Origin of the sequence: Serratia proteamaculans, assembly GCF_004684015.1 — a bacterium.
In the GTDB taxonomy this organism is placed as follows: Bacteria; Pseudomonadota; Gammaproteobacteria; order Enterobacterales; family Enterobacteriaceae; genus Serratia; species Serratia proteamaculans_F.
Map to the genome: position 1 here is coordinate 54,548 of NZ_SRIA01000001.1, position 22,237 is coordinate 76,784.

Here is a 22,237-nt window from a genome sequence, read left to right on the forward strand (position 1 = left end):
TGAAACGCGTTAGCATGGGAAAAAACCACTGGGAGAAGCTCGAATGGCGATTGAACTGATTGCGATTGATATGGACGGCACACTGCTCAACCCGCAGCACCAGATTACGCCGGCGGTAAAGCAGGCGATCACCGAGGCACGCCGCAAAGGGGTACATGTGGTACTGGCCACCGGACGGCCCTACGTCGGCGTGCAGGACTATCTGCGGCAGTTGGATATTCAGGGGCCTGGCGATTTCTGCATAACCTATAACGGTGCACTGGTTTTACAGGCGGTAGACGGTGCCTGCATCCTGCAGGAAACGCTGGGTTTTGAGGATTATCTCTATTTCGAGCAGATGGCACGCGAGTTGGGCGTCCATTACCAGGCATTTGATTTTGACACGCTGTATACCCCAAACAAGGATATCGGCAAATATACCGTGCATGAGTCGGAGATGACCGGTATTCCGCTGAAGTACCGCAGCGTGGAAGAGATGGATCCTGAGATTCGTTTCCCGAAATTGATGATGATCGACGAGCCAGAGTTACTGGATAGCGCCATTGCCCGCATCCCGGTCGAAGCTCGGGAACGTTACACCATCCTGAAAAGCGCGCCTTACTTCCTGGAGATTCTGCACCAGAAAGTAGATAAGGGGACCGGGGTGAAAATGCTGGCCGATCATCTCGGTATTGCACGTGAAAATGTAATGACGCTGGGTGATCAGGCCAATGACACCGCTATGATCGAGTATGCCGGCGTTGGCGTGGCGATGGGCAATGCCATCCCGGAACTGAAAGCGGTAGCGCAGTTTGTTACCAGCACCAATACCGAAGACGGTGTAGCCCGCGCCATCGAGAAGTTTGTGCTGAATGCCTGACAGTACTGTGAATTAAAGGGGCGCAGTCGCGCCCCTAAAAACATTCTATATCCGTGCCAAAATACCCTTCACAATCTGTACATCCTGAATTGCCAGCCCGGTCAGATCGGCCAGGGTGATTTGCTGAGCATCGCTGCGCACTTTTATCCCCTGAGCTAATGCCGTACCCAATTCGACGATCGGCGTCGATTTAAGCAAACCCTGCCGATAAGCGGTGGCGATCTCGCCATAATCTGCACATTGTGCCAAAGCATCCACTAACAGCACATCCGCCCTGGCCACCAGATCGGCCGCCAGCTCCTGTTTGCCCTGGGCGTCAGCGCCGACTGCGGTGATGTGGGTGCCGGGTTGGATATCTGCCGCTCGTAGAATAGGTTCGCGGCTCGGGGTGGTGGTGACTATCAACCGACAGTGCGCCGCCAGTTGTGCGGCATCCTGGGTGATATTCACCCGGAAGCCTTCGGCTTCGACATCGCGCTGGTAGGTTTGCAAAGCCTCTTCGTTACGGCCCCACACCCAAACCTCACGGCAGGCGGTCAGGGATTTTAGCTGTTGTAACTGCAGTCTGGCCTGCATGCCGCAGCCGATAATGCCAATCGCCGGGATCGATGCCGGGGCACAGAGCTCGGCGGCAATACGCCCGGCCAGCGCGGTACGTAACGCAGTTAACCAACCCTCATCCAGTAATAATGCCTGCGGTTCGCCGGTTTGCGCCGAGAAGGCCATCATCAGCCCCTGATTACTGGCCAGCCCCAGCGTGGGATTACGGTAAAAGCCAGAGGAAACCTTGACGACAAATTGTTCGTCCCCTTCCAGCCAGGCCGATTTAATACAGCAGTCACCTGCCGCCTGTTCAAACAGAAAATGCTGCACCGGCGGTTGTTGCACCTGCTGTTGGGAATAGGCAATAAACCCCTGTTTTAGCAACAATGTGACGGCATCTGCATCGAAAGCTTCAAGGATCTGCTGTTTATTAAGGATTTTCATCAGCGATTGCCTTGAGGTATTTCTCCAGCACAATGTTTTTTCCACACAGTACCACCGCCACTTTTTTGCCGTGGAATTCCGGTGCCAGTTTGATGGCAGCGGCCAAGGCCACTCCGGCGGCACCTTCAATGATCCAGCGATCGCTGGCGGCAATCTGGCGCATGGCCTGTTTGATTTCCGCTTCACTGACCAAGACTTTGCGGTCAATCACCTGCTGACACAGCGGGAAGGTGATTGCATCCGGCTCAACGCCACCGGCGGTACCATCTGACAAGGTATCCTGTTCTTCCACCGGGTAGATATGGCCTGCCTGCAGTGCGCTGTACATGCTGGTGGCATTTTCCGGCCAGCAGGCAATCAGTTGGGTTTTCGGCGACAATTGCTGCAAAACGGTACCAATTCCTGAAATATAACCCCCACCACCCACGGCAACAAACACCGCATCCAAATCCGCTTGCTGCTCAACCAACTCCATGCCGCAGGTGCCCTGACCGGCAATTACCTGTGGGTCGTTATAGGGTGAGATATAGACTTTGCCTTGTTCAACGGCAGCTTTTTCTCCCGCCAGCTCGGCATTGAGTGCATCGCCCGGTATCAATTCCACTTTGCCACCCAGCGCACGGATGGTCTCCAGTTTAATCGCAGCCGCCGTTTCCGGGGCATACACCGTCACGCTGACGCCCATCTGTTTGCCTGCCAGTGCGACCGCCTGGCCGTGATTGCCACTCGAGGCGGCGATCACCCCGCGGCTGCGTTGTTGCTCAGTCAGCAGCCGCAGTTTGTTGCTGGCGCCGCGAAATTTGAAAGAGCCGGTATGCTGCAGATGGTCGCACTTCAGATACAGCTCGCAACCCAACTGCTGTGACAGCAGTACGCTGCGTTCCAGCGGGGTCACGCGAACCTGCGGGCGCAATTGCTGATGGGCGGAAACAATCGCGTCAAATAGCTGACTCATACAGACTCCTTGATATTTTTCAGATAGTTGTAGACGGTGGCGCGGCCGATACCGAGGATCTTGGCGACGTAGCCGGCGGCATTTTTTCCTTTGAAGGCCCCCTGGTGATAGAGCGCCTCCACCATGGCTCGCTTGCCCGCACCGTTAAGGGTGCCGAGCGTTTGTTGGCGCTGTTGCAACCATTGGTGAATGAAGGTGTTGATGCGTTCCTGCCAGTCGTCCTGAAACAGCACGTCCGGTTGTGGTTGCAGGGCATTGCCACCCAGGAAGACTTCCAGCGCGGCTTTGGCGCTTTCCAGCACGGTGATATCAAGATTGATGCACAACAGGCCAATGGGGGCACCGTTATCGTCGCGCAATACTGCGCTGATAGAACGCAGTTGGCTGCCATCCCAATTGCGCTTCAGATAGGGGCCGATCACCTGCAAGCCTTGGTCGCCCTGTAACTCGCTTAGGTTGGAGTCTTCGCCCAGCTCACGCTGCGAGCGGTTATTGCTGATGTAAACCAGCTTCTGGCTGGCGAGATCGTGCAGTGCCACTTCGGCGTAAGGGGCAAACAATAGCGTTATGGCATCGGCGATGGCGTGGTAGCGACTCAGCATGGTGATCTTTTTTTAGATTTAAAAATCCAATTTAGAATTAATTTTCCAAATTGTAAATCCCGTTCTCTCGACTGATGTATTTTTGCGGTCGAATAAATAGTCAGCCAGCCAGATCTGATGGTGAGATGTGATATCTGCCGTTGGTCGGTGATGTGAAAGATCCGGTAAGATGGCGGCTCAGTGCCAGCATGAGCAGGGGAGCCGCCATGAGCCATCGGGAAAAACAGCTGACTTTTGATCCACGTGGGCATCAGCTAACCAATATTAACGTCTGGACGCCGGACAGCCGGTGGCTGGCTTACGACGTACGCCCGAGCGGCGCTTCTTTCACCGGCCTGAGCATTGAACGGGTGAACGTCGACAGCGGCGTGGTGGAAGTGGTGTACCGTGCCCAACACGGTGCTCACGTGGGTGTGGTGACCGTCAGCCCGGATGCACCGGCCCGTTATGCTTTTATTCACGGCCCGGAGCATCCTGATAGCGTTTGGCATTACGATTTTCACCATCGTCGCGGAGTGATTGTCAGCGAACCGGATCGCGAACTGGCCATTACCCTCGATGCGATGGATATCACTGCGCCCTATACTCCTGGCGCACTGCGCGGCGGCACTCACGTGCACGTGTTTAGTCCGGACGGCAGCCGCCTGAGCTTTACTTATAATGACCATGTGATGCATGAGCTGGACCCGGCGCTGGATCTGCGCAACGTGGGGGTGGCTGTGCCGTTGCAGGGTGTGAACCCTCCCAAGCAGCATCCGCGTGAATATGACGGCAGCCATTACTGCGTGTTGGTCAGCGAGACCACGCCACAACCGCAGCCGGGCAGCGACCAAATTAATCGGGCCTACGAAGAGGGCTGGGTTGGCCAGGGTGGTTATACCCGGCCTGATGGGCGGCAACAGCGCTGGGCGCTGGCGTTTATTGGCGATACGATTTCCAGCAGCGGTGAAAAGCTGCCTGAGGTGTTTATTGTTGATCTGCCGCAGGACGACGCCGATTACGCCAAAGCCGGTGCCCGGCCGTTGCAAGGCACTGCCACTCATTTACCTGCCCCCCCGCTGGGGGTACGCCAACGTCGGCTGACCTTTACCGGCCAGCGACGTTTCCCCGGTGTGGCGACCACTCCCCGCCACTGGCTACGCAGCTCACCCGACGGCAGTATGATTGCCTGCCTGATGAAGGATGACGCGGGCGTGGTACAGCTGTGGGTGGTCTCACCCAACGGCGGCGATCCGCGTCAGGTCACGCAGGGTGAACAAGGTATTCAATCGGCGTTCAGTTGGCATCCACAGGGCGGTCGTATTGCGCTGGTGTGTGATAACAGCCTGATGTTATGCGAGGTAGCCAGCGGACGGATGCAACGCCTGACGCAGCGAACGGCGTTACCGCCTTCGGGGGACGCGATTGTGTTCTCACCGGATGGCAGCAAAGTGGCGTTTATGCGTGAGGTCGGTGGATTCAGCCAGATTTTTGTGGCCGAGGTGTAGTAACGGCGGGCGAACAGCCCGCATCAGCGTTGCTTAATGTGGGGTTGCCGTGGCGGCATGGGCAGGGTCACCGCTGGCGGCCAGATTCTGCTCTTCGCCACGCAAGATGCGCGCTTTCGGCGAGTCTGCGGTACCGTCACTGCCGGAGCGCATATAGTCGTAAGGCAGTAACACCGTGTCCATCACCGCCGAGAATGGCAGATCCAGCGCCACCAGTGGCATCATCGCCCAACTGGTATTGTCGTCCTTCAGTACATCCATGCTGGCACGGGTGCCCGGATAGTAGCCCTGATTCGGGCCGGTGTGACTCATCACGCTGGAGCAGCCGTTGGTCGCTAACAGCATGCAACTGGTTGCTATAACTCTTATCGTTTTCATTATTCCATCCTGCAGGGTGCTGTTCCCCAAAAATCTGCTGATCTATAACATCTTGTGGATGTTTTAAAAGGAGCAAGAGCCCGCTCTGTGGCGGCCGTCTCAGTTTATTGTAAGGGATAAAAAAACTTTCGCCGCACTGATTATCATTTTTTTGATCATCGCCGCTTGAAATGGTGAAAGCCACCCCCATTTTCTTATCAGAAGTAAATTAAGAATTCGCCGTAAGGGAATTCTGATTATTTAGCCTGTCCATGATGGAAGGCCTAATTATTAAACCTCGCTGAAGTGCCTTAGGAGGCTGTTTTATGCGTAATTTCGATCTTTCTCCACTCTACCGTTCCGCGATTGGCTTTGACCGCTTGTTTAATGCGCTGGAGGCGGGCCAGAGTCAGGGTAATGGCGGCTATCCCCCTTATAACGTTGAGCTGGTGGATGAAAATCATTACCGCATCGCCATCGCGGTGGCTGGGTTTGCCGAGCAAGAACTCGAGATCACGACCCAGGATAACCTGTTGATTGTGCGCGGTGCTCATAATAACGAACCAGCGGAAAGAACCTACTTATATCAAGGTATTGCTGAGCGCAACTTTGAACGTAAATTCCAGTTGGCCGAGCATATCCAAATTAAAGGTGCCAAGTTGGAAAACGGCCTGTTGTATATCGATATGGAACGTATCGTGCCGGAAACATTAAAACCGCGCCGGATAGAAATTAAATAATTCTTATTTCATCGGCGGAATGAACCGCCGGTGCAATGAATGTTAGTTAACTTGCCTGCCGTCAGGGGGCGATTAAACCTCATCTCGCTTCATAGAAGGAGTTAATACTATGCGTAATTACGACTTATCCCCACTACTGCGTCAGTGGATCGGCTTTGACAAATTGGCCAGTTCAATGGGCGGCCAGGAGCCGCAAGGGTTCCCGCCATACAACATCGAGAAAAGCGACGATAACCACTACCGCATTTCTCTGGCGCTGGCCGGTTTCAAACAAAGCGAACTGGATATTGAAGTCGAAGGCCCACGCCTGACCGTGCGCGGTAAGCCGACGCCATCGGAAAAACAGGTGGAATATCTGCATCAGGGGCTGGTGTGTAAAGAGTTCACACTGACCTTCACGCTGGCTGAGCATTTGCAGGTGTCCGAGGCCCAGTTTGAAAATGGCCTGTTGCATATCGATCTGGTGCGCCAGGTGCCGGAAGCCCTGCAGCCGCAGCGGATTGCCATCGGCACTACGCCAGGGCTGGAAGCTAAATAACCGACTGAGAAACAGTTAAATTTTCAGGGGGAAGTCCTTATGGGCTTCCCCCTTTGCTTTCTGTGGCACAAGCCACAGTCGCTCTTTCCCGCTTGTGCCAGAATCCCTGTTAATTGTGTGCCTTTAACCGCAAACCGGTTGTTAAACTTCTGGCAAGGATGTGACCTATGAGCGAAATCGCCCTGACCGTCAGTATGTTGGCGTTGGTGGCCGTTCTCGGGCTGTGGATGGGTAACTGGAAAATCTATGGGGTAGGGCTGGGCATCGGCGGGGTGCTGTTCGGTGGCATTATCGTTGGGCATTTCGCCCAGAGCTGGCAGCTCAATCTTAACGGCGACATGCTGCACTTCATCCAGGAATTTGGCCTGATCCTGTTCGTGTACACCATTGGTATTCAGGTCGGCCCGGGTTTTTTCTCTTCCTTGCGGGTCTCCGGGCTGCGGCTCAACGGCTTTGCCATTTTACTGGTGCTGGTCGGTGGGCTGGTCGCGGCGGTGGTTCACAAGCTGTTTGCCGTGCCGTTGCCAATCATTCTCGGCGTGTTTTCCGGGGCGGTCACCAATACCCCTGCGCTCGGCGCCGGGCAGCAAATCCTTACCGATTTGGGTTCAGATCCGGCATTGGTCGATCGTATGGGTATGGGTTACGCCATGGCCTATCCGTTTGGCATCTGCGGCATTCTGTTGGTGATGTGGCTGATACGCCTGTTTTTCCGCATTAATATCGAACAAGAGGCGCAGGCGTTTGAAAGCAGCCTGGGTAACCAGCGCGAACTGTTGCACACCATGAACGTGGCGGTGCGTAACCCGAATCTGCAGGGAATGGCTATCAAAAGTGTCCCCTTGTTGAACGGTGAGGACATCATCTGTTCTCGCCTGAAACGCGGCGATTTGCTGATGGTGCCGGCCCCGCTCGAGAGGCTGGAACTGGGCGATTACCTGCATCTGGTGGGCAAGCGCGAAAGCCTGGAAAATGCCCGGCTGGTGATTGGCGAAGAGGTCGACGTCTCGCTTTCCACGCGCGGTACAGAGCTGCAGGTGGTGAGAGCGGTGGTGACCAATGAGAAGGTGTTGGGCAGCAAAATCCGCGATCTGAACCTGAAGCAAAAATACGACGTGGTGATCTCGCGCCTCAACCGTGCTGGGGTCGAACTGGTGGCCGGCAGCAATGTGACGCTGCAATTTGGTGACATCCTCAACCTGGTGGGGCGGCCTGAGTCTATCGAAGCGGTGGCGGCGATCGTCGGCAACGCCCAGCAGAAGCTGCAACAGGTGCAAATGTTGCCGGTGTTTATCGGTATCGGCCTGGGCGTGCTGTTGGGATCTGTTCCGCTGTTCATACCGGGTTTCCCGGCGGCATTGCGCCTGGGGCTGGCCGGTGGCCCGCTGGTGGCGGCACTGATCCTTGGGCGTATTGGCAGCATTGGCAAGCTGTACTGGTTTATGCCGCCCAGTGCCAATCTGGCGTTGCGTGAGTTGGGGATCGTGCTGTTTCTGGCGGTGGTCGGGTTGAAGTCGGGTGGCAACTTTGTCGATACGCTGATTAATGGCGAAGGCCTGGCATGGATTGGCTATGGGGCGCTGATTACGGCGATCCCTCTGTTCAGCGTGGGCGTACTGGCGCGGACGGTGGGCAAGATGAACTACCTGACGCTGTCGGGCATGCTGGCAGGGTCAATGACCGATCCGCCGGCGCTGGCCTTCGCTAATGGCCTGCACCCGACCAGCGGCGCTGCCGCGCTGTCTTACGCCACGGTTTATCCTTTGGCGATGTTTCTGCGCATCATGTCACCGCAGTTGCTGGCGGTCTTGTTCTGGGCGATGTAAAAAACTGGGCGATGTAAAACGACGGGGCGACACTCGTGCGCCCCGTCTCAACGATCAGCCCGCTTCCTGGTGCGCGCGTTCAATCTCTTCCGCCAGGATAGCCACGCCACGCTCAATCTTCTCCGGATCCGGCACGTAGTTCATCCGCATGCACTGATGGGTATGCGGCCATTCATGCTCCAGCCCCGGGAAGAAGTAGTGGCCCGGCACCATCAGCACGCCACGTTTTTTCAAACGTTGATAAAGCAGCTCGGTGGTGATCGGCAGATCCTTGAACCACAGCCAGAGGAAAATCGCCCCTTCCGGTTTATGAATAAGGCAGCGCTCCGGTGACAGGTAGCGGCGAATGATCTCGATAGTGTGCTCGACGCGCTGTTTGTAGAACGGGCGGATCACTTCGTTGGACAACCGCAGCAGGTCACCGCGTTCAATCATTTCCGTTGCCATCGCCGGCCCCATGCTGCCCGGTGACAGGCTGATGATGCCGTTCATATTGGTCAGGGCGCTGATGGTCTTTTCATCGGCGATCACAATGCCGCAGCGCGAACCGGGCAGGCCGAGTTTCGACAGGCTCATGCACAAAATGATGTTGGGGTTCCACAGCGGCGTCGCGTCGCTGAAGATAATGCCGGGGAAGGGCACGCCATAGGCGTTATCGATCACCAGCGGAATATTGCGCTGCTGTGCCAGCCGGTCGAGCTTCATCAGCTCTTCGTCGGTGATCACGTTGCCGGTCGGGTTGGTCGGGCGCGATACGCAGATCATGCCGATATCATCACCGATGTTCAGGTGTTCGAAATCAACGTGATATTTGAACTGGCCTTCCGGCAGCAGTTCGATGTTGGGTTTGGCCGAGACAAACAGCCCTTCGTCCAACCCGGCATCGGCATAGCCGATATATTCCGGCGCCAGCGGGAACAGTACGCGGCGACGGCTGCCGTCGGCATAGCGCCCGGCAAACAGGTTAAACAAGTAGAAAAACGCGCTCTGACTGCCATTTGTCAGTGCAATATTCTGTGGCGAGATCTGCCAGCCCAGCTCGTCGCGCAGCAATTTGGCCAGCGCTTTCAGCAGGGCGTCTTTGCCCTGCGGGCCATCATAATTACACAGCGCCTCGGTCAGTTTGCCCTGGTCGAGCATGTCCTGGCACAGTTGTTTGAAGTAACTTTCCATCTCTGGAATTTGCGCCGGATTGCCGCCGCCGAGCATGATGGCACCGGGGGTGCGCAGGCCTTCGTTCAGGTCATCCATCAAACGGGTAATGCCCGCGTAACGGGTAAATTTGTCGCCGAAAAGTGAAAAAGTCATAGGTGCAGCTGTAGTGTTTTTAGCAGGTAATCGCCCACCATACCGCCTGACAATTTCCGGCGCAATGCGGTTCATAAAATAACCATCAGGCGTAAACTTCACCTGATGGTTATTTCACAGCATATTTATCTCAATTAATGTGACCGATCGCCGACCCACACCACCATCACCTTATCGTCACCGAGCTGACGGCTGAAGGCGTAGTATTGCGCCGTTTGTTGCGACTGTTGTTTACCTGCACCTATTGCCGGGTGGCGAGCGCGGAATTGACCCAGCCGCTGCCAGTGCGCCAGCAGTGGGGCTTTGTCGCCTTCAAGCTCGCTCCAGTTCATATCGGAACGGGTGCCCTGCAACGGGTCCGAGCCGCTTGGGCCAAGCTGACGGCCACTTTCATCACCGTAGTAAATCTGCACCGCGCCGGGGGCCAGCAGCAGCAGATCGGCGGCGCGTTGTTGCAACTGCAGCGACCCCTTGGCGTCACTGGCGAAGAACAGCCGGGTATCGTGCGAGGAGATATAGCTCAACACATTGAAATCCTGCAGCTTGTCAGCCATTTGTTGATAGGTGGCGTCGATGTTGGAAAAACAGCTCAGCGCCTGCGAGGCCTGATCCTGAAAATCAAAGTTGATCATCGCGTCGAAGCCGTTCTGGTAATAGTCGCTTTTCATCACGCCGTGTCCCCAGGCCTCACCGGTCATCCAGAACGGGGCGTTATCCAGCGCCTGTTGCGGATGAGCAGCTTTCCACTCGGCCAACGCCGCCGTGGCCCGCTGTTTCAGCAGCGCCAGCGTTGGTTTCTCCACGTGTTTGGCGGTGTCGACGCGAAAGCCGTCAATGCCGTAATCGTGTACCCATTGGCTGAGCCAGGTAGTCAGGTAGTCGCGGGTTGTGGCACCGGGAATATCGCGCGCGGCGGTGTCGGGTTTATGGCGATAAAACAGCGGCAGACCGCTGGCACCGGGCGCTTCAGCTTTGATGTCCGGGAGGAAGGCCAGCGACATGGTGAGGTCGTCGTAGCCCGGTGAGTCATAGTCGCCGATATCGGTGCGGATCCAGTTTTTGCCCCACCAGGCATCCCAACCGGCCTTATCGCTGAAGTTGATGTAATCATTGAAGCTATGCCAGTTTTGGCCAGCCGCCGGTCGCCAGTCCCCCCAGTTTTTACCCAGTGTTTTTTCGATCTCCGCCCCTTTCAGATACAGCGAGCCGAACTGGAAGGTCTGCATATCCGCTAGCGTGGCATAACCGGCGTGATTGACGACCACGTCAAACAGAATGCGGATACCACGCTGGTGGGCTTGCTCGACCAGCGTGCGCAGATCTTGCTCGCTGCCCATGTTGGCATCGAGTCGGGTCCAGTCCATCGCGTAGTAACCGTGATAGGCGTAATGCGGGAAGTCGCCCTTGGTGCCACCGCCAACCCAGCCGTGGATCTGCTCCAGCGGCGAACTGATCCACAGCGCATTGACGCCGAGCTGTTGCAGATAATCGAGCTTTTGCGTCAGGCCGGCCAAATCACCGCCGTGGAAGGTGCCTATTTCCTGCATACCGTCACTGCGGCGACCGTAGCTGTGGTCGTTGGCCGGGTTGCCGTTCTCAAAGCGATCGGTGAGGGCGAAGTAGACCGTGGCGTTGTGCCAGTTGAACGGCGCGGCTTTCTCGCTGCTTGCCGACTCCAGTAACAGTAATCCTCCGCTGCCTGCGGCCGGTTGCAGGGTGACTTTCCCCTGGCTAACCTCGACCGTTTGGCCTGAATAGAAATCACGCACCCTTTCGCCGTCGGCAAAGGTTGCCGCCACGTCAAGAGTGACCGGCAAGCCGTTCCAGCGTGGGCAGGTGCGCACTACCGTAGCGGTAGCGGTTTCCGGTGCGGTTTTCATGCTGAGCTGCAACGTCGGCGTACCGCTGCGGGTGTCGATGCGTACCTGATACTCGCCGGCGCGGAACAACCGCCAGTTAACCGGTGGGTTATCGCCGCAAGGTTGCAGCGACAGGGCTTGATTCAGTTTGGCCGTGGTGGTCGGCTGCCAACACTGTTGGTCCTGGTAAATCTTCAACGGCAGTTCGCCCTTGGGCAAGGTGGCGTGGCTGGTGAACAAGCCGCTGGCGGACTCGTCAAAGGCCGGGAAGCTTTGCAGCGTCCAGCTCGCCATGGCCGCCGGTGACAGCAGCATCAGCAGGGGAAGGGTCAGGCGTTTCATGGCTCTCCTTACGCGTGGCAGGAAGCGTTTTTCTTGTAGGGTAATGCCCAGTGTGACAAATGATGAAAAAGTCGCCTCATCCCAACAGATAATTTTCCGGGAGGAGATGGCAGGGGGAGAACCCAGGCTGTCACCCGATGCTTTTTTAATCTATATTACAATGTATACATTGTAGTGTGAGGTGACCTATGAGCGTGATGTCCGTTCGATTACCGGAAGATCTCAGTGAGCAGCTTGAAGCCTTGGCTAAGGCGACCGGCAGAACAAAATCCTTTCTGGCAGGGCAGGCTATTCGGGATTTTATCAGCCGTGAAGCCTGGCAGATTGCTGAAACTCAACAGGCAATCATCGAAGCGGAAAAGGGGGATTTTGTTTCTGACGACGAAATGCAGGCTCGCTTCAAGAGGATGGGGGTGATGAATAACGATGAAAATTAAATGGCTAAGGAAAGCCGCAAGCAATTTTGATGATGCGTACGATTGGTTTTATCAAGAGAGTCCTCAGGTTGCGACCCAATTCGCCAGGGAGGTTTTTCGATTGGTAAACTTGCTCGTGACAAATCCGGCTTTGGGCAGGGCCGGCAGGGTGATGGGAACTCGGGAAATCGTGATGAAAACCTTTCCTTATCTGATCCCCTACAGAATCAAAAATAATGAAATACATATCCTTCGGGTATTCCATATGCGGCGACACCCGCCGAAAAAATCTTGGTAATTTTGAATGGATGCCAGTTTTTAATTCACTGGCATCCATGAAAGTTATTTCTTCAGCAGTTGCGGATTCACGCAGTTTTCTTTGACCGTGCCGGTCAGTGCGGCAATCAGGTTGTCGACGGCGCATTCGGCCATGCCATAGCGGGTCTCATGGGTGGCAGAACCGATATGCGGCAGCGCCACTACGTTTGGCAGCTTCAGCAAAGGTGAAGATACGTCCAACGGTTCTTTTTCGAACACGTCCAGCCCGGCAGCGTGAATGGTGCCGTTCTGCAGTGCTTCAATCAGTGCCGCTTCATCCACCACCGGGCCACGACCGGCGTTGATCAAAATGCCGCTCTTTTTCATCTTCGCCAGTTGCTCACGGCTGATCATATGGAAGGTTTCATCGGTCAGCGGCAGCGTAATGCAGATGAAATCTGACTCAGCCAATAGGGTATCCAGGTCACAGCGGCGGGCGTTAAAACGTTGTTCCGCCTCTTCGTGCGTGCGGCGGGCGTTATACAGCACCGGCATGCCGAAACCGAAGTGCGCACGTTGCGCCAGCGCCAGCCCGATCCGCCCCATCCCGAGGATGCCAATGGTTTTATGGTGCACATCGACGCCAAACCAGTCCGCCCCGATACTGCCCTGCCATTCGCCGGCCTTGACCCGTTCGGCGACTTCAACCACCCGGCGAGCGGTCGCCAGCACCAGACTCATGATGGTATCGGCGACGGTTTCGGTCAGCACGGTAGGGGTATGCATCAGCAGCACGTTATGGGCATTCAGCGCGTCGACGTCGAAATTGTCGTAGCCGACGGAAATGGTTGAGGCCGCGCGCAGTTTTGGCGCCTGCTGCAGGAAAGCCTCATCAATTTTGCCGCCGGAACCGATGATCCCTTCCGCCTGTTGCAACGCCTGGCGCAGCTCGTCGCGGTTATCCGGGGTCAGACCGTCGAAGGCGTGCACGGTGAAGTGCTGTTCCAGTCGTTCACGCAGGTCGGCAGGGATGTTTTTGTATAGAACAATAGAAGGCTTCATCACGAACTCCAGCAAGCTAACGATTAGGACGTTGGGGATCCAACATAACATAATGCAAAAAGGGTGAAGGGCGCAGCGCCCGTCACCCTGGTCATTCAGGTCGATCAGGCCAGTTGTGGCTGGGCCTCGTTGCGAGCGGGCTTGACTACCAGCGTCAGCACCACCGCTGCCAGCAGGGCAATGGCCATAAACATATAAGAGGCCGCCGGGCTACCGGTAGCGCCGTTCAGGTAACCGACAAACCAGGAGCCAAAGAACGAGCCCAGGGCACCCATGCTGTTGATCAGTGCCATGGCGCCGCCGGCAACGTTTTTCGGCAGCATTTCAGGAATGATGGCGAAGAACGGTCCATAAGGGGCATACATGGCGGCACCGGCAATCACCAGCAGGGTGTAAGAGACCCAGAAATGATTGGCACCGACGGCGTAAGAGCCGAAGAAAGCCAGCGCGCCAATCAACAACAGTGGCCAGACGAACAGCTTACGGTTTTGCATTTTGTCGGAGGCCCAGGACACCAGGATCATGGCGATAGTCGCCGCCAGATAAGGCACCGCCGACAGCCAGCCGGCTTCCACCATGCCCATTTGCATGCCACTGCGCAGGATGGAAGGCAACCACAGCACGAAGCCATACACGCCAATACTCCAGGCAAAGTACTGTGCGCACAGCAGAATAACGTTGCGTGAGCGGAAGGCTTCACCATAGTTACGCACCGCTTTAATGCCTTTTTGTTCTTCTTCCAGCTGTTGTTGCAACGCCTGCTTTTCATTGTCGCTCAGCCATTTGGCCTGGGCGGGCTTGTCTTTGGCCAGCACCCACCAGCAGAAGGCCCAGATCACCGCCGGAATGCCCTCAAAGATGAACATTTCACGCCAGCCGTAGGCGTGGATCAGGTAGCCGGAAACCACCGACATCCACAGCACTGTCACCGGGTTGCCAAGGATCAGGAAGGTATTGGCGCGTGAGCGTTCTGATTTGGTGAACCAGTTGCTGATGTAAATCAGCATCGCCGGCATTACTGCGGCTTCCACCACGCCGAGGATAAAGCGGATAGCGGCCAGCATGGGGATATTACTGACCATGCCGGTCAGTGAGGCGCAGGCCCCCCACAGGATCAGGCACCAGAAAATCAGTTTTTTAACGCTGCGGCGTTCGGCATAAATAGCGCCGGGGATCTGGAAAAAGAAATAGCCGAGGAAAAACAGCGCCCCCAACAGCGAGGACATGCCCTTGGTGATGCCCAGATCGTCATTGATACCGGCAGCCGAAGCAAAGCTGAAGTTGGCTCGGTCGAGATAGGCCAGGCTGTAGGTGATAAACACGATGGGCATGATGTACCACCAGCGTTTAGCCGCGATAGTCGCTTTGTTCATGTTCAGATTCCTCAGTGTTCTCCCAACGCGTCCTGGTTGTAGGGCCAGAGGTACACGTCGTGTGGAGAAGTCGGTTAACCGATTATGTTTGTTATATTTATTCAGCCAGTGCCGCGCGGGTCGGCAAGCCTTCGCTATCGCCGATGGCCTGGATCGCCAGCGAGCCGATTTTGTTACCGCGTTGAACCGCCTGTTTCAGCGTTTTGCCTTCCAGCAGAGCGCTAAGGGTGCCGACGGCAAAACCGTCACCTGCCCCCACGGTGTCCACCACGTTGTCGACTTTGATGGCCGCTACGGCCGCCTGATCGCCGGCGGCGGTTTTAAACCAGGCGCCGTCCGGACCGGTTTTGATAATCACCGCCTGTACGCCGCGCTCCAGGTAAAAATCGGCAATGCCTTCCGGCGTTGATTGGCCGGTGAGGATTTGTCCTTCTTTCAGCCCCGGCAGCACCCAGTCGGCGGCAAACGCCAGCTTATTGAGCTGTTCGATCATCACCTGTTGGCTGGACCACAGCACCGGTCGTAAATTAGGGTCGAACGAAATGGTTTTGCCCATTGCCCGCATCTCACGCGCGGCATGGTGACACAGCGCCAGCGACTGACCGGACAGGGCTGCCGCTACGCCGCTCAGGTGCAGATGGCGCGCGGAACCGAAGTAATCGCGGTTGAAATCGTCCACAGAAAGATGACTGGCCGCCGAACCCTTGCGGAAATACTCCACTTTGGGATCGGTACCATCCGTGGTTTTCGATTTGATCTGAAAACCGGTCGGATAATTGCCGTCTACCGTGACCTGCTGGGCGTTAATACCTTCTTTTTTCAATTGTTGCAGGGTGAAACGGCCGAAACTGTCATTGCCGACGCGGCTGACCCAGCCGACGTTCAGGCCCAGACGTGCCAGGCCGATCGCCACGTTCAGCTCGGCACCGGCAATGCGTTTGGTGAAGGTTTCTACTTCCGCCATGTCGCCGGTTTGGCTTGCCACGAACATGGCCATGGCTTCACCCAGGGTGACGACATCCAGGGGTGCGCTATGCGCTGCTGTCAGCGTTGTCATGATGTTTTACTCCGCGCGTAACAGGTTAACGTAGTAGCGGGTTACGTCTTCCAGACTGTCGCCCTGCAATGGGAATTCAATACCGCGTGGTACATCCTGCGGCAGGCGGGTCAGCAACTCACGCCAGCGGCCGTCACTGTCGTCGAGCGCCACGGCGCGCCAACCGCGCAGGCCATGGGTGGCCGCCTTGACGTGCACATAGCTGACGTGGCGAGCCAGACGCTCGGCAGCGGCGAAGGCGTCTTGCCCGACCCAGTGCCAGTTGGCCATATCGAAAGTCATGCTGACCGGCAGACGGTTATCTTCCGCCGCATGGAAAAAGGCATTCAGCAGTGACAGAATGCCGCAGTCCGGGGTCTGGTCATTTTCCACCACCAGGTTGACCGGATGCTGCTCCAGTGCCACTTTCAGTTCGGTAAAATCAAAGCCCGGCTGATAATGGCCCAGGGATAATTTTAACTGGCGTGCGTTCAGCGTCTGGGCTTCCGCCAGCAGAGCCGCCAGGTTGGGGTTCAGAGTATGCTGTGGGGTAAACAGGGCTTCAGGTGCGGAGTAAACGGCAAACAGATGCTGCTGTTCGATGGCCTGAGCCAGAGCCGGCAGGGTCTGTAGATCCTGAGCAGAAAACAGTTCGCGGCGGATTTCAACGCCGTCGGCACCTGCAGCGGCGATGATCGGCAGTAAAGCGGCCTGGCCACCGAGCTGCTGGACGGTATCGGTGCCGTAGGCGCCGGTCACTATGATAATTTCTCTGGTCATTTTTGCTCCTGAGGTGGTGTCAGTCCCACCGATGCTGTTAACCACACGTTAAATGGTACCGGTTCCAGGCGAAAGCGACAGAGTGTAAAAATATGATCGCAATCACGAACCTGAGCAAAAAATAGTCTGGACGATGCGATGAAGGGGCGTCACGGGCCGCGCCCCTGCGGAAAAGGGATGAGATTATCGGGTGGTGGAGCCGCGTACGATCAGTTCACCGGGGAACATCTGTTCGCTGATGGGGGTATTCAGGCCCTGAATGCGTTGCACCAACAGTTCCAGCGCCGCATGGCCCATTTGATAGGTAGGTTGCTTCAGAGTGGTGATGCCCACCCCGGCCAGTTCGGCCCATTCCAGTTCGTCAAAGCCCAGCAGGCCGATATCGCTGCCCCATTGGATACCCAAGCGGCGCATGGCGCGTGCCACCTGTAGCGTCAGGGCACCATTAGCGGAAATAACCGCCTTGCGCATACCGCGATGGCGGGCGTTAAAGTCGCGGATCACGCCTTCCAGCTGTTTAACGTCGTTAAGCGGCGTTTCGGCCTGTTCGGCCAACAGTCCGGCATGTTGCGCCATGGTCTGGTTAAAGGCGTGCAGCCTTTCCAGCCGGGTATTGACCGTACCGATCGGCTCGCTGAGAAACAAAATGGCTTCGAAACCCTGTTGCAGCAGGTGTTCCGTGGCGACGGTTGCCGCTTCGTGATTGTTGAGGCCCACCACATCGCAGGCGAAATCAGAAATTTTGCGGTCAATCAGCACCATAGGTAACATCGATTGTTGCAGGGTCGACAGCGCCTCTTCGCGCATACCGACGGCGTTGACCACGATGCCTTCTACCCGGTAACTGCTGAGCAGCTGCAGGTAGTGTTGTTCCTGATTGACCTCGTTATTGGTGTTACACACCAACAGAGTAAAACCGTGCTGGCGGCAGGCCGCTTCGATACCGCGCATCACATCCACCGAGTAGGGATTGGTGATATCGGCGATGATCAGGCCAATCAGCCGCGTTTGGCCGCCCTTCAGGCTGCGTGCCATCTGGCTGGGGCGATAGTCGAGCTGGTGGATTGCCTGTTCGATGCGCTGTTTGAGATCGTCAGAAAGCAGGTGCTGCTCACCATTGAGATAGCGCGATACGCTGGTTTTACCGGTCTTGGCGGTTTTCGCCACATCGCTGATGGTGGCCCGCCCCGAGGCGCGCATTGCCTTAACACTGCTCACAGCCGATCTCCCCTGTGGTTAATTGCCAAGGAGACTAACACACCCGGCGCAGAGCCGGAATGCCCAATGGCGGAGCGCCGTGGGATAGGAAGTGGCGGGGCAGAGCGCCCCGCACGGGATTACTGCAGCGGGCTGAGGGTGATCTCAACGCGGCGGTTTTGCGCCTTGCCTTCTGTGGTGCTGTTGGAGGCGATCGGGTTATCCGGACCGGCACCTGAGGTGCGGATGCGGTTGGCTGCTACGCCCTGGGTGATCAGCGCGCTGCCAACGCCGTCGGCACGTTGCTGCGACAGGGTCATGTTCAGCGCACGGGAACCGGTGCTGTCGGTGTAGCCGATGATGTTAACTGCCGTTTTCGGGTATTCCTTAAGCACCATGGCTACGCCGGTCAGGGTATTGGCACCCGCCGGTTTCAGGGTAGCGCTGCTGCTGTCGAAGGTGACGTTATTTGGCATGTTCAGCACGATATTGTCGCCTTGACGGGTCACGCTAACGCCGGTACCTTTCATTTTGTCGCGCAGTTTGGCTTCCTGCACGTCCATGTAATAACCGGCACCGCCGCCCAATGCGGCACCGGCAGCGGCACCGATCAGTGCGCCTTTGCCGCGGTCTTTTTTCGATGAGGACAGCATGCCGACGCCTGCGCCCAATGCCGCGCCGATCCCTGCGCCAATGCCGGATTTCCCAGCTTCAGATTCCCCGGTGTACGGGTTGGTGGTACAGGCTGACAGCGTGAGCGCAAGGCTCACCGCGCCGGCAATAATCGCAATGCGTTTATTCATGTTTTTTCCTTTGTGGCATCAAAATCTGTGTGCGTCAGTCCAATCTCGGGGACGCTAAAAAACCGTTGGCCGCCTGGCACGCCAGATTGCGGCGCTACTATGACGCGAATCTCCTCCGGCAGTTCCGGAAAAAAACGTGACAAATTATAAGCGGCTCACGGGCTGCGCCTGTTATCCGGCAAAACGAAGGGGAATACCATGCAGCGGATTCTGAATTGAACGCACCCCAGTGCGGAGTGCGCTGTTTTTAGCCAGAAGTGACAAAAATCAAACGCTGGCGGCCCAGTTCATGATCAACGTATGGGCTTGAGTTTCTTCATTAAACAAACGCTGTGTGACGTGAAAACCCTGCTTATGGTAGAACGCGCAGGCCCGCAGGTTTTGCTGATAGACCTCCAGACTTAGCCGAGGATAGCGCTGTTGCACATACGCCATCAGCGCTTGGGCGACGCCACGGCCGTGAAACGCCTGGTCAACAAACAGCGCGCCAATAAAGCGTTGATCCAACACGCTGATAAATCCGGCGATTTCCCCTTCATGCCAATACGCCCAACTGTGCGCGCGCGGCAGGTAGTTTTCCTGCACCAGGGTGGCGCTTTCCAGCCAGTAGCTTTCCTTCACGAACGGATGGGCGGCGATAGTGCTGGGCAGCCACAGGGCCATCAGTCGCGGCAGATCGTCCGGATAGCAAGGGCGGATCGCTATGGCTTTGGGTAGCAGAGGCAGCCTGTCAGATGATCGTTCACCAGCCCGCTGGCCTGCATAAAGGCGTAACAAGTGGTGGAACCGATGAATTTGAAGCCGCGCTTTTTCAGCGCTTTGGACATGGCGTCCGAGCGTTCGGTTTTTGCCGGAACCTCGCTCAGTTGTTGCCAACGGTTGAGCAGCGGTTCGCCGTCGACAAACGCCCAGATAAAGCTGACGAAGTCTTCTCCAGCCGCCTCCATCGCCAGATAGGCCCTGGCGTTGGCGATGATGGCTTCGATTTTGCCCCGATGGCGGATGATACCGCTGTCCTGCAGCAAGGTTTCCACCTCTTGTTCGCTGATGGCCGCCACCCGCTGCGGGTTGAAATTGTGGAAGGCGCGGCGGTAATTTTCACGCTTTTTCAGCACGGTGATCCAGGAAAGCCCGGCCTGTTGCCCTTCCAGGCACAGCATTTCGAACAGTTCATGCGCATCGGTGGTCGGTGCGCCCCATTCCTTGTCGTGATACTCGAGATATAACGGATCCGCTGTTACCCAGCCGCAACGTTCGTTGACCATACTGACTGTCCTTGTGCTGTGTTTATTTACAGTAAGCATCGCCCGAAGTGGCGAACTTGGCAAGCCCCTGATTGTTTTATCAACAACCGGCTTGACGTGGCGAAAAAGCCAGCAATATTTACTAGATGGCCGGTAGCCAAAAAGGCCAATGATAAAAATGTATTTTCCTTCATTTGCTTGGCTCTCAGGAGTCTGTTCATGCCTCTAAAAATAACTCGTATGCCCCGCCCGGCGGTGCTTGCAGTGGCGATATTATGCAGTATGACGACCCCGGTGCTGGCCTATGACCAACTCTATGTGTTTGGCGACAGCCTAAGCGACACCGGCAACAATGGCCGCTTTACCTACGACAGCAATAAACACCTGTTATACGACGAAGTGCTGGCGCAACGTATCGGTGCTGCGTTGGTGGCCTCGGATAACGGCGGTGACAACTATGCCGCCGGTGGTGGCGTGGCGGTGCCGGCGCTTAACCCGGCGGATAACACACAGGATCAGGTGCAAAGCTATCTCAATCGGGTCAATGGCCGGGCCGATGGTGATGGCCTGTATATCCACTGGATTGGTGGCAATGACCTGGCGGCGGCGGCGTTAAATCCGACGACTGCGCCGGGTGTGGCCTACAACAGCGCGGCAGCCGCCGCCGCGCAGGTTCACTCGTTGTTAAATGCCGGCGCCGGTACGGTGATCGTTCCGACGGTGCCGAATATTGGCTCTACGCCGCAACTGATGGAGCTGATTATCCAGCAGGCGCTGACTCCGGTGCAAAACGCGGCAGTGCAGGCGGCCTACGCCACCCTTAATTCGCTGGCGACACCGGACAATGACTCGCGAACTCAGGCCATTCACCAGGCGCTGACGGCCGCTGCGGCGCAGGGCAGTGCCATCCCGCAGGTGCAGCAGGCGATTGCCGCACAGCTGATTGCCGCCTTTGACAGCCTGAGTGCGCAGGCCGGGCAACTGACCGATTTTTATAACCAAAGCGAAGACCGCCTGCTGGCACAGGGCGGCGGCAATATCGTTCGGGTTGACGTAAACAAGCTGTTTAGCGAAGCCATCGCCAATCCGGCGCAGTTTGGTTTTACCAATACCGCCGGTATGGCCTGCCCGCCAGGCGTTTCTTCCGCGGTGTGCAGTTCCGCCATGCCGGGGTTCGACAGCAGCCAATCCTACCTGTTTGCCGATCATTTCCACCCCAGCCCGCAGGCGCATCAACTGATTGCCGATTACATTCAGGCGGTGCTGGACGGCCCGGCGCAGGTGGTGGCGCTGAATCAGGCGACGGCGGCCATGGCACGTGACAGCCGCGCTACCCTCGACAGCCGTTTCCAGCAGTTACGCAATGGCGAAAACCCGCAAGGGGCGCTGGGCGTGTTCGGCGGTTATGCCGGACAACACTATGACTATTCTTCCAATCTGGCGGCAGGTGACGGCAACGCCACCACCCATAATCTGACCGTCGGGGTTGATTACCAATTGACCGACGGCTGGTTAATTGGCGCGTTGATTTCCGGTTCCAATGACGATCAGCAGCCTTCCAGCCGCTATGAGTACAAGGCGCGCGGCCTGCTGTTCTCAGCCTTTACTGCCCTGGATGTGTTTGAGCACGGTTGGGTGAATGCCGATCTGCACTACGCGACAATGGATTACGATGATATTCGCCGCAGCATGCAGCTAGGGTCGTTAACCCGCACCGAAACCGGCAGCACCGATGGCAAGCAGTGGGGCGCACGGGTCACCGCCGGTTATGACTTCCCTATCACTTCTTACCTGACCACCGGCCCAATGGCTCAGTTCGCCTGGGATTACAGTAACGTCTCCGGTTACAGCGAGGATGGCAACGACAGCACCGCCATGCGGTTCAATGATCAGAACTACCATTCGCAGATTGGTGCGCTGGGCTGGCGGTTAGACAGCAATTTCGGCCTGTTTAATCCGTACGCCGAGGTGAGTTATCAGCATCAGTTTGGCGATGATGTCTATCGGGCAGGCGGCGGGCTGAAGTCCACCCAGACCTCTTTTACCCGCGACAGCGCCAATCAGGATAAAAACTGGGTGGATGTGACCCTGGGAGCGAACATGCCGCTGACCGATCAGGTGGCCGCGTTCGCCACCGTTTCGCAGACCGGCGGCCTGAGCAGCGGCGAACAGTTTATGTATAACGTCGGCGTCAGTGCGCGATTTTGA

The 22,237-nt window shown here is 56.7% G+C and carries 22 protein-coding genes; 8 read left to right on the forward strand and 14 right to left on the reverse strand.

Translation table 11 applies throughout. The features are described from left to right. The first annotated feature begins 43 nt into the window (after positions 1-43). Positions 44-859 (forward strand): sugar-phosphatase, encoded by an 816-nt coding sequence (gene yidA / locus E5C26_RS00265; protein WP_135314574.1) that lies wholly within the window; start codon positions 44-46, stop codon positions 857-859. 45 nt (positions 860-904) lie between these two features. Here the strand turns inward: yidA and E5C26_RS00270 are convergent, their stop codons facing one another. From E5C26_RS00270 to E5C26_RS00280, 3 genes are read right to left on the reverse strand one after another with little or no spacing between them, the layout of a single operon-like run. Next, a complete protein-coding gene (locus E5C26_RS00270) occupies positions 905-1,846 on the reverse strand; it encodes an ornithine cyclodeaminase family protein (protein ID WP_135314575.1) in 942 nt (313 codons plus the stop codon). Beyond that, positions 1,833-2,801, reverse strand: coding sequence for a threonine/serine dehydratase (locus E5C26_RS00275; protein WP_135314576.1), 969 nt, complete (start codon positions 2,799-2,801; stop codon positions 1,833-1,835). The genes E5C26_RS00270 and E5C26_RS00275 overlap by 14 nt, the downstream gene beginning before the upstream one ends. Next, positions 2,798-3,403, reverse strand: a complete 606-nt coding sequence (locus E5C26_RS00280) for a helix-turn-helix transcriptional regulator (RefSeq protein ID WP_135314577.1) — start codon at positions 3,401-3,403, stop codon at positions 2,798-2,800. The genes E5C26_RS00275 and E5C26_RS00280 overlap by 4 nt, the downstream gene beginning before the upstream one ends. A gap of 206 nt (positions 3,404-3,609) precedes the next feature. Here E5C26_RS00280 and E5C26_RS00285 point away from each other — a divergent pair, with 206 nt between their 5' ends. Next, complete coding sequence (locus E5C26_RS00285; RefSeq protein ID WP_135314578.1) at positions 3,610-4,890, forward strand: DUF3748 domain-containing protein; 1,281 nt, start codon at positions 3,610-3,612, stop codon at positions 4,888-4,890. A 33-nt stretch (positions 4,891-4,923) separates the two neighbouring features. Here E5C26_RS00285 and E5C26_RS00290 read toward each other — a convergent pair whose 3' ends face one another. Then, entirely contained in the window at positions 4,924-5,268 is a 345-nt protein-coding gene (locus E5C26_RS00290) for a YceK/YidQ family lipoprotein (protein WP_135314579.1), read from the reverse strand. A 305-nt stretch (positions 5,269-5,573) separates the two neighbouring features. Between E5C26_RS00290 and ibpA the strand changes: the two genes are divergently transcribed. The 3 genes from ibpA (at position 5,574) to E5C26_RS00305 (ending at position 8,351) form a co-directional block, all read left to right on the forward strand. Next, a complete protein-coding gene (ibpA, locus tag E5C26_RS00295; RefSeq protein ID WP_004950577.1) occupies positions 5,574-5,987 on the forward strand; it encodes a small heat shock chaperone IbpA in 414 nt (137 codons plus the stop codon). 109 nt (positions 5,988-6,096) lie between these two features. Next, positions 6,097-6,525, forward strand: coding sequence for a small heat shock chaperone IbpB (gene ibpB, locus E5C26_RS00300; protein WP_135314580.1), 429 nt, complete (start codon positions 6,097-6,099; stop codon positions 6,523-6,525). Positions 6,526-6,692: 167 nt separating this feature from the next. Then, a complete protein-coding gene (locus tag E5C26_RS00305) occupies positions 6,693-8,351 on the forward strand; it encodes a putative transporter (protein ID WP_135314581.1) in 1,659 nt (552 codons plus the stop codon). Between the two features lie 54 nt (positions 8,352-8,405). Here E5C26_RS00305 and E5C26_RS00310 read toward each other — a convergent pair whose 3' ends face one another. Together E5C26_RS00310 and E5C26_RS00315 are read right to left on the reverse strand one after the other, a co-directional pair. Continuing rightward, positions 8,406-9,659, reverse strand: a complete 1,254-nt coding sequence (locus E5C26_RS00310) for a valine--pyruvate transaminase (protein WP_017891156.1) — start codon at positions 9,657-9,659, stop codon at positions 8,406-8,408. Positions 9,660-9,793: 134 nt separating this feature from the next. Next, on the reverse strand, positions 9,794-11,860 hold the full coding sequence (locus E5C26_RS00315; RefSeq protein ID WP_135314582.1) for an alpha-amylase: 2,067 nt from the start codon (positions 11,858-11,860) through the stop codon (positions 9,794-9,796). A gap of 188 nt (positions 11,861-12,048) precedes the next feature. Here E5C26_RS00315 and E5C26_RS00320 point away from each other — a divergent pair, with 188 nt between their 5' ends. After that, the gene (locus E5C26_RS00320) at positions 12,049-12,297 is read left to right on the forward strand and encodes a CopG family ribbon-helix-helix protein (protein WP_135314583.1); all 249 of its coding nucleotides are present in this window, start codon (positions 12,049-12,051) and stop codon (positions 12,295-12,297) included. Next, entirely contained in the window at positions 12,287-12,574 is a 288-nt protein-coding gene (locus E5C26_RS00325) for a type II toxin-antitoxin system RelE/ParE family toxin (RefSeq protein WP_135314584.1), read from the forward strand. The genes E5C26_RS00320 and E5C26_RS00325 overlap by 11 nt, the downstream gene beginning before the upstream one ends. A 44-nt stretch (positions 12,575-12,618) precedes the next feature. Here E5C26_RS00325 and ghrB read toward each other — a convergent pair whose 3' ends face one another. The 8 genes from ghrB to E5C26_RS00365 form a co-directional block, all read right to left on the reverse strand. After that, the gene (ghrB, locus tag E5C26_RS00330) at positions 12,619-13,596 is read right to left on the reverse strand and encodes a glyoxylate/hydroxypyruvate reductase GhrB (RefSeq protein ID WP_135314585.1); all 978 of its coding nucleotides are present in this window, start codon (positions 13,594-13,596) and stop codon (positions 12,619-12,621) included. A gap of 104 nt (positions 13,597-13,700) precedes the next feature. Continuing rightward, the gene (locus E5C26_RS00335; RefSeq protein ID WP_017891160.1) at positions 13,701-14,969 is read right to left on the reverse strand and encodes an MFS transporter; all 1,269 of its coding nucleotides are present in this window, start codon (positions 14,967-14,969) and stop codon (positions 13,701-13,703) included. Between the two features lie 97 nt (positions 14,970-15,066). Beyond that, positions 15,067-16,026, reverse strand: coding sequence for a sugar kinase (locus E5C26_RS00340; RefSeq protein WP_135314586.1), 960 nt, complete (start codon positions 16,024-16,026; stop codon positions 15,067-15,069). 6 nt (positions 16,027-16,032) lie between these two features. Next, the gene (locus E5C26_RS00345; protein ID WP_135314587.1) at positions 16,033-16,785 is read right to left on the reverse strand and encodes a sugar phosphate isomerase/epimerase family protein; all 753 of its coding nucleotides are present in this window, start codon (positions 16,783-16,785) and stop codon (positions 16,033-16,035) included. A gap of 183 nt (positions 16,786-16,968) precedes the next feature. Beyond that, complete coding sequence (locus E5C26_RS00350; RefSeq protein WP_135314745.1) at positions 16,969-17,985, reverse strand: LacI family DNA-binding transcriptional regulator; 1,017 nt, start codon at positions 17,983-17,985, stop codon at positions 16,969-16,971. A 137-nt stretch (positions 17,986-18,122) separates the two neighbouring features. Continuing rightward, on the reverse strand, positions 18,123-18,785 hold the full coding sequence (locus E5C26_RS00355) for an OmpA family lipoprotein (protein ID WP_135314588.1): 663 nt from the start codon (positions 18,783-18,785) through the stop codon (positions 18,123-18,125). A gap of 267 nt (positions 18,786-19,052) precedes the next feature. Further along, positions 19,053-19,511 carry an N-acetyltransferase gene (locus tag E5C26_RS00360; RefSeq protein ID WP_135314746.1) on the reverse strand — a complete coding sequence of 153 codons (459 nt, stop codon included), beginning with the start codon at positions 19,509-19,511 and terminating at the stop codon, positions 19,053-19,055. After that, positions 19,487-20,050, reverse strand: coding sequence for a DNA-3-methyladenine glycosylase I (locus tag E5C26_RS00365; protein ID WP_135314589.1), 564 nt, complete (start codon positions 20,048-20,050; stop codon positions 19,487-19,489). Before E5C26_RS00365 ends, E5C26_RS00360 begins: the two co-directional genes overlap by 25 nt. A gap of 198 nt (positions 20,051-20,248) precedes the next feature. On the opposite strand from E5C26_RS00365, the gene E5C26_RS00370 reads away from it, so the two are divergent. Further along, positions 20,249-22,237 (forward strand): autotransporter outer membrane beta-barrel domain-containing protein, encoded by a 1,989-nt coding sequence (locus tag E5C26_RS00370; RefSeq protein WP_135314590.1) that lies wholly within the window; start codon positions 20,249-20,251, stop codon positions 22,235-22,237.